The organism is Streptomyces sp. NPDC048417 (assembly GCF_040651615.1).
In the GTDB taxonomy this organism is placed as follows: domain Bacteria; phylum Actinomycetota; class Actinomycetes; order Streptomycetales; family Streptomycetaceae; genus Streptomyces.
The window spans coordinates 176,201-190,904 of the sequence record NZ_JBEZKI010000013.1 but is presented as its reverse complement, the minus strand read 5'-3'; the positions used below and the strand labels follow the sequence as shown (position 1 = coordinate 190,904).

The following is a 14,704-nucleotide window of genomic DNA, read 5'->3' as shown; positions in this document are numbered from 1 at the left end:
CGGCCGCGATGCACAAGACCCTCGTCGTGACCAATGACTTCCCGCCCCGGCCGGGCGGCATCCAGGCCTTTCTGCACAACATGGCCCTGCGGCTGGACCCGGAGCGGCTCGTCGTCTACGCGTCCACGTGGAAGCGGAGCCGGGAGGGCGCCCTGGCCACCGCCGCGTTCGACGCGGAGCAGCCCTTCACCGTCGTACGCGACCGTACGACGATGCTGCTGCCCACGCCGGGGGCGACCCGGACCGCGGCCGGGCTGCTCCGGGAGCACGGGTGCACGTCCGTGTGGTTCGGGGCGGCGGCTCCGCTCGGGCTGATGGCGCCGGCGCTGCGGAAGGCCGGGGCACAGCGGCTGGTCGCCACCACCCACGGGCACGAGGCCGGCTGGGCCCAGCTGCCCGCCGCCCGGCAGCTGCTCGGGCGGATCGGCGAGGCGACCGACACGATCACGTATCTCGGCGAGTACACGCGCTCGCGGATCGCCACCGCGCTCGGTCCGGCCGCGGCCGGGCGGATGGTGCAGCTGCCGCCGGGGGTGGACGAGAAAACGTTCCATCCCGGGTCCGGGGGCGCGGAGGTGCGGGCGCGGCTGGGGCTGAGCGAGCGGCCGGTGGTCGTGTGCGTGTCGCGGCTGGTGCCGCGCAAGGGGCAGGACACCCTGATCCTCGCGATGCCGCTGATCCTGGCCGCCCAGCCGGACGCGGTCCTGCTGATCGTCGGCGGCGGCCCGTACGAGAAGGAGCTGCGGCGGCTGGTCCGGGAGACGGGGGTCGAGGCGTCGGTGCGGTTCACGGGGGCCGTGCCGTGGTCCGAGCTGCCCGCGCACTACGGCGCGGGTGACGTCTTCGCGATGCCGTGCCGGACCCGGCGGGGCGGGCTGGACGTGGAGGGGCTCGGGATCGTGTACCTGGAGGCCTCGGCCACCGGGCTGCCGGTGGTGGCGGGGGACTCCGGCGGGGCGCCCGACGCGGTGCTGGACGGAGAGACCGGGTGGGTGGTGCGGGGCGGCTCGGTGGAGGAGGCCGCCGAGCGGATCGTCGTGCTGCTGGGGGACGCGGAGCTGCGGCGGCGCATGGGGGAGCGGGGGCGGTCGTGGGTCGAGGAGAGGTGGCGGTGGGATCTGCTGGCGGAGCGGCTCAAGGAGCTTTTGTAAAAGGCAGGTTCAAGGGGTTGCGGCAAAGGGCGCCGTACCTCTAGGCGGAACCGGAAAATCCGCACATGCTGCGCGCATGACAGCAAAACTGATGCAGCGTCAGCTGACAAGACGTCACATCCTGGGCATGATCGCCCTCCAGACCGCCGCCGCGGCCGGTCTCACCCGTGTCGGGCTCCAGTCGGCGCAGGCCGCCGAGGAGGCGGCCGCCGTCGACAACGCGCCCGCGATCGTGGTCGGTTCCGGGTACGGCGGGGCCGTGGCCGCGCTCCGGCTCGGACAGGCCGGCGTACGGACCCTGATGATCGAGATGGGGCAGCTGTGGAACACGGCCGGCTCCGACGGCAAGATCTTCTGCTCCACCGCCGCCCCGGACAAGAGATCCATGTGGTTCAAGTCCCGCACGGAGGCCCCGCTCGCCAGCTTCCTCTGGCTGGACGTCGTCAACAAGGACATCACCCCCTATCCCGGCGTCCTGGACCGGGTGCACTACGACAACATGTCCGTGTACGTCGGGCGCGGTGTGGGCGGGGGCTCGCTGGTCAACGGGGGCATGGCGGTGACCCCGCTCCAGTCGTACTTCAGCGAGCAGTTCCCGACCGTGGACGCGGGCGCGATGTACAACACGTACTACCCGCGCGCCCGTTCCATGCTCGGCGTCAACACCGTCGACGCCACCTGGTTCGAGTCGACCGAGTGGTACCAGTTCACCCGGACCTCCAGGAAGGCCGCCGCCGACACCGGCCTCAAGACCACCTTCGTACCCAACGTCTACGACTTCGGGTACATGCAGAAGGAAGCCGCCGGCACCGCCACCAGGTCCGCGCTCGCCCAGGAGGTCATCTACGGCAACAACTACGGCAAGAAGAGCCTCGACAAGACCTACCTCGCCGCCGCCCTCGGCACCGGCAACCTCACCATCCACACCATGGAGAAGGTGCGGTCCATCGGCCGGGCGGGCGACGGGAGCTGGCTGCTCGGCGTCGACCGGATCGACGTGACCGGGGCCGTCGTGGAGAGCAAGCAGTACAGCTGTACCTACCTGTTCCTCGGCGGCGGGAGTCTCGGGACCACCGAACTGCTCGTACGGGCCCGGGACACCGGAGCACTGCCCGCGCTCAACTCCAGTGTCGGCGCCGGGTGGAGCACCAACGGCAACACCATGCTCGGGCGCGCCAACCACATCTGGGACACCACCGGCGCCAACCAGGCGACCATGCCGGTGATGGGCATCGACGACTGGGCCAACACCGACAACCCGGTCTTCGCGGAGATCGCCCCGCTGCCCATCGGGTTCGAGACCTGGGTCAGCCTGTACCTGGCGATCACCAAGAACCCGCAACGGGCCTCCTTCACCTACGACTCGGCGAGCGACGGGGTGAAGCTGGGCTGGACCGCCGCCCAGAGCGCGGTCTCGGTCGCCATGGCCAAGAAGCTCTTCGACCGGATCAACTCGGCCAACGCGACGATCTACCGGTACGACCTGTTCGGGTCGGGCGGCAAGGTGTTCGCGGACGACTTCTGCTACCACCCGCTGGGTGGCTGCGTGCTGGGCAGGGCGACCGACGACTACGGCCGGGTGAAGGGGTATCCGAAGCTGTACGTCACGGACGGCTCACTGGTGCCCGGGAACATCGGCGTGAACCCGTTCGTGACCATCACCGCGCTCGCCGAGCGGACGATGGAACGGGTTCTCGCCGAGGACATGTGAGCCGACAGGTGAGTCACGTGCCGCTCTACTTCTGGTAGAGAGTCTCGATCTCGCCCGCGTAGTCCTTCGCCACCACGTTGCGCTTGAGCTTCAGGGACGGCGTCAGGTGGCCCGACTCCTCCGAGAACTGGGAGGACAGAATGCGGAACTTCCGCACCGATTCCGCCTTCGACACCGCGGCGTTGCCGTCGTCGACAGCGTCCTGGATCGCCGCGATCAGGTCCGGGTCGTCACGCAGCGACGCCGCGGTGGAGCCCGCCGGCTTGCCGTGGTCGGCCGCCCAGCGGCCCAGGAACTCCTCGTCGATGGTGACCAGCGCGCCCACGAACGGCCGCCCGTCGCCGACCACCATGCACTCCGCGACCAGCGCGTGCGCGCGGATGCGGTCCTCGATCACGGCCGGGGCGACGTTCTTGCCGCCCGCGGTGACGATGATCTCCTTCTTGCGGCCGGTGATCCTGAGGTAGCCGTCCTCGTCCAGGGTGCCGATGTCGCCGGTGTGGAACCAGCCGTCGGCCAGCGCCTCGGCGGTCGCGCCGGGGTTGTTCCAGTACTCCCGGAACAGGTGCTCGCCGTGCAGCAGCACCTCGCCGTCGTCCGCGATCCGGATCACCGAGCCGGGCAGCGGCTGGCCGACCGTGCCGATCTTCTGCCGGTCCCAGGGGTTGAACGCGGTCGCGGCACAGGACTCGGTCAGGCCGTAGCCCTCCAGGACCGTGAAGCCGATGCCGCGGAAGAAGTGACCCAGGCGCTCGCCGAGCGGGGCACCGCCGGAAATCGCATATTCGCCCCGGCCGCCGAGCACCGCGCGCAGCTTGCTGTAGACGAGCTTGTCGAAGGTCTTGTGTTTGATCTTCAGGCCGAGGGGCGCGCCCGACGGCGTGTCCAGCGCCTTGCTGTACGCGATCGCGGTGTCCGCGGCCTTGTCGAAGATCTTGCCCTTGCCGTCCGCCTGAGCCTTGGCGCGTGCCGAGTTGTAGACCTTCTCGAAGACCCGCGGGACGCCGAGGACCAGCGTCGGCCGGAACGCGGCCAGCTCGTCGGTGAGGTTCTTGATGTCCGGGACGCAGCCCAGCTTGATCGGCGCCATCATCGGGGCGATCTGCACGAGCCGGCCGAAGACGTGGGCGAGCGGGAGGAAGAGGAGGACACTGCACTCGCCGGTGCGGAACAGCGGGCGCAGGCGCTCCACGATGTTGCCGCACTCGGCGAAGAAGTTGCGGTGGGTGAGGACGCAGCCCTTGGGACGGCCCGTCGTCCCCGAGGTGTAGACGATGGTCGCCGGGTCGTCCGCCTTCGCCTGCGAGCTGCGCTCCTCGACGGTCGCGTCCGTGACGCCCTGGCCGAGCCGGCCCAGCTCCTCCAGGCCGCCGGCCTCGATCTGCCAGACCTGCTTGAGGGCCGGCAGCGACTCGCGCACCGACTCGACGGCGGCCGCATGGGTGTCGAGTTCGACGACGCAGGCGGTCGCGCCGGAGTCGCTGAGGATCCACTGCACCTGCTCCGGCGAGCTGGTCTCGTACACCGGCACGGTGACCGCGCCGGCGCACCAGATCGCGAAGTCGAGGAGCGTCCACTCGTAGCGGGTGCGGGACATCAGGGCGACCCGGTCGCCCGGCTGGACGCCGGAGGCGATGAGACCCTTGGCGGCCGCGTGCACCTCGGTCAGGAAGGTGGTGGCGGTCACGTCCTGCCAGACACCTCCCCCAGACTCCGTCCGGGGGGACCCCGATTTCGCTCCGCTCACCTTGCGGGCCATGACGGCGACATCCGGATGCTGCGCGGCGTTTCTGCGGACGATGTCGGTCAGGTTGCCGTCCGCGGGGACCTCGTACAAAGCCGGAAGGCTGAACTCGCGCAAGACTGCTGCTCCTCATAGGGCGCCGACGCCACGACGTTGTGCGATGCGACGGTGCGGTCCAAGGCTCGGGCAGGTACTCAGGGCTTCGCCACGGGCCGGAAGATCCGTTGGTTGAATTCCTGAGCACGACTGGACTGCCCGGACGTTACCCGCCGGTATGGCTTCTTCGACAGGGGGTCCCGGCGAGATGTTCGGTGCGTCACACAGGTTGGTGTTCCTTCGCGTACGGTAGTCCACGGCTTTAGTGACTGACCAGTAACCCCAGGTCCGGCCACCGCCTGTTCACGTTTGCCGCACAGGCCTACCCTTGATCACCATGGCAGCCACACCCTCCGGCAACCGAACGACCCGCGTCCACGTGGTCAGCGACGTGCACGGCAACGCCCGTGACCTGGCCGGCGCCGGTGCCGGCGCGGACGCCCTGATCTGCCTCGGCGACCTGGTCCTCTTCCTCGACTACGCCGACCACTCGCGCGGCATCTTCCCCGACCTGTTCGGCGTCGAGAACGCCGACCGCCTCGTCGAACTCCGTACCGCCCGCCGCTTCGAGGAGGCCCGGGAGCTGGGGGCCCGGCTGTGGGGTGGGATCGGCATGGACCGGGCGACCGCCATCGAGAAGGCGGTGCGCAAGCAGTACGCCGAGATGTTCGCGGCGTTCCCGACCCCGACGTACGCCACCTACGGCAATGTCGACATCCCGCCGCTCTGGCCGGAGTACGCGGGACCGGGCACCACGATCCTCGACGGGCAGCGGGTGGAGATCGGCGGCCGGGTCTTCGGCTTCGTGGGCGGCGGGCTGCGGACGCCGATGCGCACCCCCTACGAGGTCTCCGACGAGGAGTACGCGGCCAAGATCGAGGCGCTCGGCGAGGTCGACGTGCTGTGCACGCACATTCCGCCGGAGGTGCCCGAGCTGGTGTACGACACGGTGGCGCGCCGTTTCGAACGGGGCAGCCGGGCGCTGCTCGACGCCATCCGGCGCACCAGGCCGCGTTACTCGCTCTTCGGTCATGTCCACCAGCCGCTGGTGAAGCGGATGCGGATCGGGGCCACCGAGTGCGTGAACGTCGGGCACTTCGCCGGTACCGGGCGGCCCTGGGCGCTGGAATGGTGACGACGGCCCCGGACGGGGGTGAAGTCGCCTGGTCGGGCGCACGGTAGCCTTCACGCTGCACACGCGTGCGCACGCTCGCGCACGGAGACCCTTGTACCGGTCTCACCGGCCCGCATCTGGAGGAGCCACGGCGATGGCGGAACACACCAGCTCGAGCATCACGATCGAGGCGGCCCCGGCCGACGTCATGGCGGTGATCGCCGACTTCGCCCGTTACCCGGACTGGACCGGTGAGGTGAAGGAGGCGGAGGTGCTGAAGACCGATGCGAAGGGCCGGGCCGAGCAGGTCCGTCTCGTCATGGACGCGGGTGCGATCAAGGACGACCAGACGCTGGGGTACACGTGGACCGGTGACAACGAGGTCTCCTGGACGCTGGTGAAGTCCCAGATGCTGCGGTCGCTGGACGGGTCCTACCTGCTGAAGCCGGCGGGTGCGGAGGCGACCGAGGTCACCTACTCGCTGACGGTGGACGTGAAGATCCCGATGCTGGGGATGATCAAGCGCAAGGCCGAGAAGGTCATCATCGACCGGGCGCTCGCGGGGCTGAAGAAGAGGGTGGAGTCGGGGGAGAAGTGAGGTAGGGGGCGCGTCGCGGGGGCACCCGTGGTCTCCCGGGTGCCGGTCCGTCGTGGCCGGTCGCGCAGTTCCCCGCGCCCCTTGCGGGGCGCTGCAGTCGCGGCTCCATAGCTGCGGGCATGCGTGCCTCCTCCAGTGCCTCAAGGGCCTGGGAGGTGCCCCCAGGGCGGCACGGGTGGGCGCTGGGGGCACCCCCTCTGGGGGAGGCGCCCTGTCAACACCGGTAAGTGACACCCTCCCCCGCGCCCGCTGTAGCGAGGGCTCACCTGGACGTCCGTTACGGTTCACCCCCATGCGCACCATCCTGATCACCGGACCCGGCGGCAGCGGCCGGACGGCCGTCGCCGCGGCCACCGCTCTGCGCGCCGCAGGCGAGGGCACCCCGACCCTCGTGCTCGGCGCCGACCGTACGGACACCCTCGGCGCGGCCCTGGGCACGGCGACAGGACCGGCGCCGAGACAGGTCACCCCCACCCTCACCGCGTGGCGCCCCGACGCGGCCGCGCGGTTCCGCGAGGACCTCACCGCCTTCCAGACCCGCGCCGCGGGCGTCCTCGACCTGCTGGGCGCCTCCCGCCTGGACGCCGAGGAACTCACCCCCCTGCCCGGCGCCGAGGAACTCTCCTTCCTGCGCGCCCTGCGCGACGCCGCCCTCTCCGAGCGGTACGAGCTGCTCGTCGTGGACCTCCCGCCCGCCCCCCAGGCGCTCGCCCTCCTCGCCCTCCCCGAGGAGCTGCGCCGGTACCTGCGCCGCCTGCTCCCGCCCGAGCGGCAGGCGGCCCGCGCCCTGCGCCCGGTCCTCGGCCGGCTCGCCGGCGTCCCCATGCCCGCCGACTGGCTCTACGAGACGGCCGGCCGCTGGGACGTCGAGCTGGCCGCCGTGGAGGCCGTCCTCGCCGACCGCCACACCGCCGTACGACTGGTCGCCGAGCCCGGCCCGGCCGGTGCCGACGCGGTCCGTACCGCCCGCCTCGGCCTCGCCCTGCGCGGCCTGCGCACCGAGGCCCTGGTCGCCAACCGTGTGCTGCCCGAGGACACCCCCCTGCACGGACTGGTCGCCCAGCAGCGCAAGGCCCTCGCCGACTGGGCGGAGACGTTCGACGTCACCGCCGTGCCCCACCTCGGGCACGACCCCCGCGGTACCGAGGACCTCGCCGCGCTCGCCGTGCCCGGCGTCAACACCGTGCCCGCACCGGTCGAGTGGCCCGTGGCCGACCGGATCGAGGAGGACGGCGTCCTCGTCTGGCACATCCCGCTGCCCGGTGCGATACGGGACGGCCTCGACCTCGTCCGGCGCGGCGACGAACTCGTGATCACCGTCGGCGGCTTCCGCCGGATCGTCGCACTGCCGTCGGCCCTGCGCCGCTGCACCGTCGCCGGGGCCGCGCTGCGCGACGGCGAGCTGCGGATGCGCTTCACGCCGGACCCGGATCTGTGGCCGCGCTGACGGTGAATCCGGTACGCCCGTTCGGGTAACGTCGTAGAGACGAACCGTAGTCAGGAGTCCGTCATGAGCGAAGAGCGCCCCACAGCCGACGCCTCCGAGGCCGCGGACGACGTACGGGCGAGCGACGCCGACGCCTGGGCCACGGCCTGTGCCGAGGACCTGGAGGCGGAGAAGGGCCGCCGTCGCGCCCAGTACGGCCCGCCCCCGGGGTCGGCCGCCGAGGAACTGCGCAAGCTCGTCGACGCCGTCGCCGACAAGCTCTCCGGCATCCAGAGCCCGCTCCTCGGGGCGGTCGCCGGGCCCGCCGCCCAGCAGGTGGTCCGGCAGGTCGTGCAGCAGGCGAAGAACGCGGTCGAGCCCGTCATAGAGCGCAACCCCGACGTCTTCGACCACCTGGCCGCGGCCGGCAGCGAACTCCTCGCCGCCTACCGCTCCGCGGTCCAGACCCAGGAGACCCGCTGGACCTCCGGCGGCCACGACAAGGGCGACGACCCCGGCCCCGGCGAACGCATCGACCTCGACTGACATCCCCCTCGGGTACGGTTGGCCGTAGCGGGGCTCGACCGAAACTGAGGGATTCATGGGACTCACCATCGGCGTCGACATCGGCGGCACGAAGATCGCGGCCGGCGTGGTCGATGAGGAAGGCAACATCCTCTCGACCCACAAGGTGCCGACCCCGGGCACGCCCGAGGGCATCGTGGACGCCATTGCTTCCGCCGTAGAGGGTGCGCGCGCCGGGCACGAGATCGTCGGCGTGGGCATCGGTGCCGCCGGATACGTCAACCGGCAGCGCTCCACGGTCTACTTCGCGCCCAACATCGACTGGCGCCAGGAGCCGTTGAAGGAAGAAGTCGAGGCCCGCGTCGGCCTCCCCGTGGTCGTGGAGAACGACGCCAACGCCGCCGCCTGGGGCGAGTACAAGTTCGGTGCCGGCAAGGGCCACCGCAACGTCATCTGCATCACGCTCGGCACCGGCCTCGGCGGCGGCATCATCATCGGCAACAAGCTGCGCCGCGGGCACTTCGGCGTCGCCGCCGAGTTCGGACACATCCGGATGGTCCCGGACGGGCTGCTGTGCGGCTGCGGCTCGCAGGGCTGCTGGGAGCAGTACGCCTCCGGCCGCGCCCTCGTCCGCTACGCCACGCAGCGCGCCAACGCCACCCCCGAGAACGCCGAGATCCTGCTCGGCCTCGGTGACGGCACCCCCGAGGGCATCGAGGGCAAGCACATCTCCATGGCCGCCCGCCAGGGCGACCCGGTCGCCGTCGACTCCTACCGCGAGCTGGCCCGCTGGGCCGGTGCCGGCCTCGCCGACCTGGCCTCCCTCTTCGACCCCTCCGCCTTCATCGTCGGCGGCGGCCTCTCCGACGAGGGGGAACTGGTCCTGGACCCGATCCGCAAGTCCTACAAACGCTGGCTGGTAGGCGGCAACTGGCGCCCGGTGGCCGAGGTCATCGCCGCCCAGCTGGGCAACGACGCGGGCCTGGTGGGCGCGGCGGACCTGGCCCGGGAGCCCGACCCGATCATGTGACGCCCCGGAGTTTCAGGGAGCGGCAACGCAACACCCTGGGGGCGCGAGGCAGGTGCGCGACCGGCCACGACGAGGCCGGCGGTCGCGCACCTGCCTCGCGCCCCGCCCCATCAGGCGCTCCACCTCCGTCGTGTCGTAAATTGACGGCATGGCAACCGTGTCGCTCCCCAACTCCCACACAGAGCCCGACGGTTCCGCCGTCATCCGCGTCCTCAGCTACAACATCCGCTCCATGCGGGACGACACCCGGGCCCTGGCCCGTGTCATCAAGGCCTGCGCCCCCGACCTGGTCCTGATCCAGGAGGCGCCCCGGTTCTTCCGCTGGCGCAAGAAGCTCGCCCGCCTGGCCGCCGCCTCCGACCTGGTGATCCTCACCGGCGGAGCGACCGCGGCCGGCCCGGCCGTCCTCTGCGATCTCCGCGCCACCGTGGAGCGCACCGAGGACGTCCTCCTGCCCCTCACCCCCGGCCTGCACCGCCGCGGCTTCGCGACCGCCGTCGTCCGCTTCGGCGGTGCCCGCCTCGGCGTCACCAGCTTCCACCTCAGCCTCCAGCAGGAGGAGCGCTACGAGCAGGGCGGAATGCTTCTCGACCGGGTCGCCGGCATGGGTGTGGAGCACGCCATCGCCGGCGGCGACCTCAACGACCGCCCCGACGGCCGCACCTTCCGCCGCCTGGCCGACGCGTTCCAGGACTGCCGTACCACCGCACCCTGGGGCGGTGAGTTCACCTGCGGGTCCGCCGACCCCCGTCAGCGCATCGACGCGATCTTCGCGACGAAGGGCATCGAGGTGCTCGGCTGCGGCGTGCCCCTGGACCTGCCGGGCGTGGCCGAGGCCGACCTCACCAGGGCAACGGACCACTTGCCCGTGCTGGCCGCGCTTCGGGTGCCTGCGGCCTGACGCGGCCTGAACCGGAGCCGCCGGACGCAGTCCGGCCGCGGGAGGTGCTCAGGGGCGCTGCCCGCCTTCCGGTCCTGGCCGCCCTCGGAATCCCGGCGTCCAGGAAGGAACCTCAGACCACGGCACCGCGCCCCGGGTCGCCGTCCTCGTCGTCGTCCGTCTTCATCCGGGTCACCAGCGTGACGAAACCGCCGAGGAACCCGCCGATCCCCGCCGTCGCCAGCCACCAGGTCATGTCCCAGCCGAGCAGCACCGCGAGCAGCAGCAGGATCGGTCCGCCCACCACGCCCAGCCAGGCGAACCTGGCGGTCGTGTCGGCGGTCGGCAGCGGCGGCGGCTCGGGCGGCACGAAGTGCCCCTCGTCGTCATCGTCGAAGTCGTCCTCGGACGGCTCCGGCGCCGTGTAGTCACGCGGGCCCACCCCGGGCGCGAAGGAGACGGAGCTGCCCAGGGGCTGCGCAGGCCGCTGCTCCTCGGCCGGCCCGGGTTCGGCGGCGTCCTCTTCCATGGCCGGCAGCGCGAGGTCCTCCACCGGCTTGTAGGGCTTCGCGCCCGGCGGGTCCGGCGGCTCGTCGCCGTACCCCGCGACGATCGCCGCCCACGCGGCCGCCTCGTCGAAGGGCACCCCTGTCTCGTCCGGCTCGCGGTCCTCGCGGTCGGAGTCGTGCTCAGCCAACTGCGGCCGTCCCTTCCTTGCCGACACTGGGTGCGAGCCGGCCGATGAAGGCGAGGCTCCCCTCGAAGATCCGGTCCGCATCGTGGTCCAACGTCGCCACGTGGTAACTCTGTTCCAGCACTACCTCCGTTACGTCCGTGGAGGACACCCGGCTCAGGATCCGGGCCGAATCGACCGCCGGAACCACATGATCCTGGGTGCTGCGCAGGAGCAGCAGCGGCTGGGTCACCTGCGGAAGCTCACCGTCCACCTGGCGGAAGAAGTTCCGCAGCGAGTGCGCGGCATGCAGCGGCACCCGGTCGTACCCCACCTCCGCGGCGCCCGGCTTGGCGATGTCGCTGGCGATGCCCCTGGTCGTGCGCACCAGATGCCGGGCCACCGGAAGGGCGTACGCCGACAGGCCGTGCACCTTGTTCGCCGGGTTGACGATCACCACGCCGTCCACACCCGTCCCGTTCCTGGCGGCCAGCCTGAGCGCCAGGGCGCCGCCCATGGACAGGCCCGCCACGAACACCTGCGAGCAGCGCTCGCGCAGCAGGCGCAGCTCGCGGTCCACCTCCGCGTACCAGTCCTGCCAGCCGGTGACCTGCATGTCCTCCCAGCTGGTGCCGTGCCCGGGCAGCAGGGGCACGGACACGGTCAGACCGTGTGCCGCGTGGTGCTCCGCCCAGGGGCGCAGCGACTGGGGCGAGCCGGTGAAACCGTGACAGAGCAGGACACCGGCCTCCCCGCCGTCATGGCGGTACGGCTCGGCTCCGGGGAGAACCGGCACCTTCGGTCTCCAATTCATGAGAGGGGGCAGGAACTGAGAGAGGCACGAACGACGACTTCGGATGTGCTTCACCGTACGCGACGGCACTGACACCGACCAGGGTCGTCGGGGCCATTCCCGGCGCTGCGGGTTAAGGTCTCATCGACGGAAACGGGAGGCACTCGGTTGTTGTACGGCGCGATGAAGGTCGCTATCGGGGGACCGCTGAAGGTCGCCTTCAGACCCTGGGTGGAGGGCCTGGAGAACGTCCCGGCCGAGGGCCCGGCGATCCTGGCGAGTAACCACCTGTCCTTCTCGGACTCGTTCTTCCTGCCCGCGGTGCTGGACCGCAAGGTCACCTTCATCGCGAAGGCCGAGTACTTCACCACGCCCGGCGTGAAGGGCCGCCTCACGGCCGCCTTCTTCAAGGGTGTCGGCCAGCTCCCGGTGGACCGCTCCGGCGCGCGGGGCGCCGGTGAGGCGGCGGTGCAGAGCGGCATAGACGTACTGGACCGCGGCGAGTTGTTCGGCATCTACCCGGAGGGCACCCGCTCGCCCGACGGCCGCCTGTACCGGGGCAAGCCGGGCGGCCTCGCGCGCGTGGCGCTCGCGACGGGCGCTCCGGTCGTCCCGGTCGCCATGATCGACACGGAGAAGATCCAGCCGCCGGGGCAGGTGATGCCCAAGCTGATGCGCCCGGGCATCCGGATCGGCAAGCCGCTGGACTTCAGCCGTTACCAGGGCATGGAGCACGACCGGTTCGTGCTGCGCGCGGTGACCGACGAGGTCATGTACGAGATCATGAAGCTCTCCGGTCAGGAGTACGTCGACATCTACGCGACCGCCGCCAAACGGCGGATCGCGGAGGCCGCCAAGGCCGAGAAGGAGGCGGCGAAGGCCGAGAAGAAGGCCGTCGAGTCCTAGACCGGCGGCACGGGGGCCTGCGGGGACTGCGGGGACTGCGGGGACTGCGGGGACTGCGGGGACTGCGGGGACTGGGGGGACTGGGGGAGATGACAAAGCGGGAACGCGTCATACGGATGTCGGTCGAGCAGCCTCTGTGGCGCGCCCTGACCGGCTATCGCCTGCTGACCCTGCTGTACGCGATCGGCCTGTTCGCGTCCGCCTACGACGAGTACGACCGTCCGGGTGCGGCCATCGCCTACTACGCCGTCCTGACGGTCTGGACGCTGGCGACCCTGCCCCGCGTCCAGAACGCGGCCGCCTGCACCAAGCGCTTCCTCGCCGTCGACCTCACGATCGCGCTCACCGGCGTCGTGCTGACCCCCTGGGTGGTCACCCAGGGCCATATCGACCGCGGCGGCCCGACCCTGCCGTCGATATGGACCGCCGGCTCGGTCCTCGCCTACGCCCTCAAGGGCGGCTGGCGCTGGGCCGCGTTCGCCTCCACTTCGGTCGCCGCCGCCAACCTGGTCGAGCGCGGCCATCCGGCCCGCGACACCGTCCACAACGTGATCCTGGTCTGGGTCGCCTCCATCGCCATCGGGTACGTCGTCGAGGTGGCCCGCGCCTCCGAGCGCACCCTCGCCCGCGCCCTGGAGATCGAGGCGGCGACGCGGGAGCGGGAGCGGCTCGCCCGGGACATCCACGACAGCGTGCTCCAGGTGTTGGCGATGGTGCAGCGCCGGGGTGTGGTCCTCGGCGGCGAGGCGGCCGAACTGGGCCGGATGGCGGGGGAGCAGGAGGTGGCTCTGCGCACCCTGGTCTCCGGCGGTCTGGTGCCGCTCTCGCGGGCCTCCGAGGACGCGGCCGAGGGCGCGCTCGTACGCCTCGTCGAGGAGCCGGACGACGCCGGTCCCGTCGACCTGCGCACGCTGCTCGCGCCGTACGCCGGAGCCCGGGTGAGCCTGGCCGAGCCCGGTGCGCCGGTGGAGCTGCCGCCGGGTGCGGCGCGCGAGCTGGCCGCGGCCGTCGGTGCCGCCCTGGACAACGTGCGCAGTCACGCGGGGGCCGGGGCGCGGGCCTGGATCCTGGTCGAGGACGAGCCCGACGAGATCGTGGTGTCCGTACGGGACGACGGCCCCGGTATCCCGGAGGGCCGGCTCGCCCAGGCCGAGGGAGAGGGGCGGCTCGGGGTGGCCCAGTCGATCCGGGGGCGGCTGCGCGACCTCGGCGGCAGCGCCGAGCTGTTCTCGACTCCCGGGCAGGGCACGGAAGTAGAGCTGAAGGTACCGAAGGTCTCCCTGGGGAAGGCGGAGCGGCGATGAGCATCAGGGTCATGGTGGTCGACGACCACCCCATGTGGCGCGACGCGGTCGCCCGGGACCTGACCGAGTCCGGTTTCGAGGTGGTCGCCACCGCCGGGGACGGCGAGCAGGCGGTGCGCCGCGCCCGGGCCGTCGCGCCCGACGTCCTCGTCCTGGACCTCAACCTGCCCGCCAAGCCCGGTGTCCAGGTCTGCAAGGAACTCGTCGGCCACAACCCGGCGTTGCGCGTGCTGGTGCTCTCGGCGAGCGGGGAGCACGCCGACGTCCTGGAGGCGGTGAAGTCCGGCGCGACCGGCTACCTCCTGAAGTCGGCCTCGACCGAGGAGCTGCTGGACGCGGTCCGCCGTACCGCGGTCGGCGACCCGGTGTTCACGCCGGGTCTGGCCGGTCTGGTGCTCGGCGAGTACCGCCGGCTGGCCTCCGAGCCGGCGCCGGCGCCGGACGCCGGCGGGCCCGACACGCCCCGGCTCACCGACCGCGAGACCGAGGTGCTGCGGCTGGTCGCCAAGGGCCTGAGCTACAAGCAGATCGCCGAACGCCTGGTCATCTCGCACCGCACGGTCCAGAACCACGTCCAGAACACCCTCGGCAAGCTCCAGCTGCACAACAGGGTGGAGCTGGTCCGGTACGCGATAGAGCGCGGTCTCGACGACGGCCCGGAAGGCGACTGATCTGATCTTCGCGGCCCGAACGTAAACCAACCGCCCGACAATTCACCGGAATTGCCCTTCCGCGCCCATCCCTGTGTGACCT

14 protein-coding genes are annotated in these 14,704 nt (G+C 71.5%); 11 read left to right on the top strand and 3 right to left on the bottom strand.

What is annotated here, in order from left to right:
• Nucleotides 1–8: 8 nt before the first annotated feature.
• A complete protein-coding gene (locus tag AB0D59_RS21795) occupies nucleotides 9–1,151 on the top strand; it encodes a glycosyltransferase family 4 protein (RefSeq protein ID WP_362567645.1) in 1,143 nt (380 codons plus the stop codon).
• A 127-nt stretch (nucleotides 1,152–1,278) separates the two neighbouring features.
• The gene (locus AB0D59_RS21790) at nucleotides 1,279–2,862 is read left to right on the top strand and encodes a GMC oxidoreductase (protein WP_362567881.1); all 1,584 of its coding nucleotides are present in this window, start codon (nucleotides 1,279–1,281) and stop codon (nucleotides 2,860–2,862) included.
• A gap of 25 nt (nucleotides 2,863–2,887) precedes the next feature.
• On the opposite strand, the gene AB0D59_RS21785 is transcribed toward AB0D59_RS21790, so the two are convergent.
• Nucleotides 2,888–4,723: an AMP-dependent synthetase/ligase gene (locus tag AB0D59_RS21785; RefSeq protein WP_362567642.1), complete on the bottom strand. Its 1,836-nt coding sequence runs from the start codon at nucleotides 4,721–4,723 to the stop codon at nucleotides 2,888–2,890.
• Nucleotides 4,724–5,039: 316 nt separating this feature from the next.
• Between AB0D59_RS21785 and AB0D59_RS21780 the strand changes: the two genes are divergently transcribed.
• The 6 genes from AB0D59_RS21780 (at nucleotide 5,040) to AB0D59_RS21755 (ending at nucleotide 10,296) form a co-directional block, all read left to right on the top strand.
• Nucleotides 5,040–5,837 (top strand): metallophosphoesterase, encoded by a 798-nt coding sequence (locus AB0D59_RS21780; protein WP_362567639.1) that lies wholly within the window; start codon nucleotides 5,040–5,042, stop codon nucleotides 5,835–5,837.
• Between the two features lie 133 nt (nucleotides 5,838–5,970).
• Nucleotides 5,971–6,414 (top strand): SRPBCC family protein, encoded by a 444-nt coding sequence (locus AB0D59_RS21775; RefSeq protein ID WP_362567636.1) that lies wholly within the window; start codon nucleotides 5,971–5,973, stop codon nucleotides 6,412–6,414.
• Nucleotides 6,415–6,706: 292 nt separating this feature from the next.
• A complete protein-coding gene (locus AB0D59_RS21770; RefSeq protein WP_362567633.1) occupies nucleotides 6,707–7,861 on the top strand; it encodes an ArsA-related P-loop ATPase in 1,155 nt (384 codons plus the stop codon).
• 63 nt (nucleotides 7,862–7,924) lie between these two features.
• Entirely contained in the window at nucleotides 7,925–8,386 is a 462-nt protein-coding gene (locus AB0D59_RS21765; RefSeq protein ID WP_362567630.1) for a DUF5304 domain-containing protein, read from the top strand.
• A gap of 55 nt (nucleotides 8,387–8,441) precedes the next feature.
• The gene (locus AB0D59_RS21760; protein ID WP_362567627.1) at nucleotides 8,442–9,395 is read left to right on the top strand and encodes an ROK family glucokinase; all 954 of its coding nucleotides are present in this window, start codon (nucleotides 8,442–8,444) and stop codon (nucleotides 9,393–9,395) included.
• A 148-nt stretch (nucleotides 9,396–9,543) separates the two neighbouring features.
• On the top strand, nucleotides 9,544–10,296 hold the full coding sequence (locus AB0D59_RS21755; protein ID WP_362567625.1) for an endonuclease/exonuclease/phosphatase family protein: 753 nt from the start codon (nucleotides 9,544–9,546) through the stop codon (nucleotides 10,294–10,296).
• 112 nt (nucleotides 10,297–10,408) lie between these two features.
• Here AB0D59_RS21755 and AB0D59_RS21750 read toward each other — a convergent pair whose 3' ends face one another.
• Together AB0D59_RS21750 and AB0D59_RS21745 are read right to left on the bottom strand one after the other, a co-directional pair.
• Nucleotides 10,409–10,972 carry a hypothetical protein gene (locus tag AB0D59_RS21750; RefSeq protein WP_362567622.1) on the bottom strand — a complete coding sequence of 188 codons (564 nt, stop codon included), beginning with the start codon at nucleotides 10,970–10,972 and terminating at the stop codon, nucleotides 10,409–10,411.
• The gene (locus tag AB0D59_RS21745) at nucleotides 10,965–11,744 is read right to left on the bottom strand and encodes an alpha/beta fold hydrolase (RefSeq protein ID WP_362567619.1); all 780 of its coding nucleotides are present in this window, start codon (nucleotides 11,742–11,744) and stop codon (nucleotides 10,965–10,967) included. Before AB0D59_RS21745 ends, AB0D59_RS21750 begins: the two co-directional genes overlap by 8 nt.
• A gap of 180 nt (nucleotides 11,745–11,924) precedes the next feature.
• On the opposite strand from AB0D59_RS21745, the gene AB0D59_RS21740 reads away from it, so the two are divergent.
• From AB0D59_RS21740 to AB0D59_RS21730, 3 genes are all read left to right on the top strand, one after another.
• Complete coding sequence (locus tag AB0D59_RS21740) at nucleotides 11,925–12,647, top strand: lysophospholipid acyltransferase family protein (RefSeq protein ID WP_362567616.1); 723 nt, start codon at nucleotides 11,925–11,927, stop codon at nucleotides 12,645–12,647.
• 89 nt (nucleotides 12,648–12,736) lie between these two features.
• Nucleotides 12,737–13,951, top strand: a complete 1,215-nt coding sequence (locus AB0D59_RS21735; protein WP_362567613.1) for a DUF5931 domain-containing protein — start codon at nucleotides 12,737–12,739, stop codon at nucleotides 13,949–13,951.
• On the top strand, nucleotides 13,948–14,622 hold the full coding sequence (locus AB0D59_RS21730) for a response regulator transcription factor (RefSeq protein WP_362567610.1): 675 nt from the start codon (nucleotides 13,948–13,950) through the stop codon (nucleotides 14,620–14,622). Before AB0D59_RS21735 ends, AB0D59_RS21730 begins: the two co-directional genes overlap by 4 nt.
• Nucleotides 14,623–14,704 lie beyond the last annotated feature (82 nt).

Coding starts and splice junctions, on each gene's coding strand:
- AB0D59_RS21760 (WP_362567627.1), top strand. CDS start 8,442: ATGGGACTCACCATCGGCGTCGACATCGGCGGCACGAAGATCGCGGCC.
- AB0D59_RS21780 (WP_362567639.1), top strand. CDS start 5,040: ATGGCAGCCACACCCTCCGGCAACCGAACGACCCGCGTCCACGTGGTC.
- AB0D59_RS21770 (WP_362567633.1), top strand. CDS start 6,707: ATGCGCACCATCCTGATCACCGGACCCGGCGGCAGCGGCCGGACGGCC.
- AB0D59_RS21790 (WP_362567881.1), top strand. CDS start 1,279: ATGATCGCCCTCCAGACCGCCGCCGCGGCCGGTCTCACCCGTGTCGGG.
- AB0D59_RS21795 (WP_362567645.1), top strand. CDS start 9: ATGCACAAGACCCTCGTCGTGACCAATGACTTCCCGCCCCGGCCGGGC.
- AB0D59_RS21735 (WP_362567613.1), top strand. CDS start 12,737: ATGACAAAGCGGGAACGCGTCATACGGATGTCGGTCGAGCAGCCTCTG.
- AB0D59_RS21730 (WP_362567610.1), top strand. CDS start 13,948: ATGAGCATCAGGGTCATGGTGGTCGACGACCACCCCATGTGGCGCGAC.
- AB0D59_RS21765 (WP_362567630.1), top strand. CDS start 7,925: ATGAGCGAAGAGCGCCCCACAGCCGACGCCTCCGAGGCCGCGGACGAC.
- AB0D59_RS21775 (WP_362567636.1), top strand. CDS start 5,971: ATGGCGGAACACACCAGCTCGAGCATCACGATCGAGGCGGCCCCGGCC.
- AB0D59_RS21740 (WP_362567616.1), top strand. CDS start 11,925: ATGAAGGTCGCTATCGGGGGACCGCTGAAGGTCGCCTTCAGACCCTGG.
- AB0D59_RS21755 (WP_362567625.1), top strand. CDS start 9,544: ATGGCAACCGTGTCGCTCCCCAACTCCCACACAGAGCCCGACGGTTCC.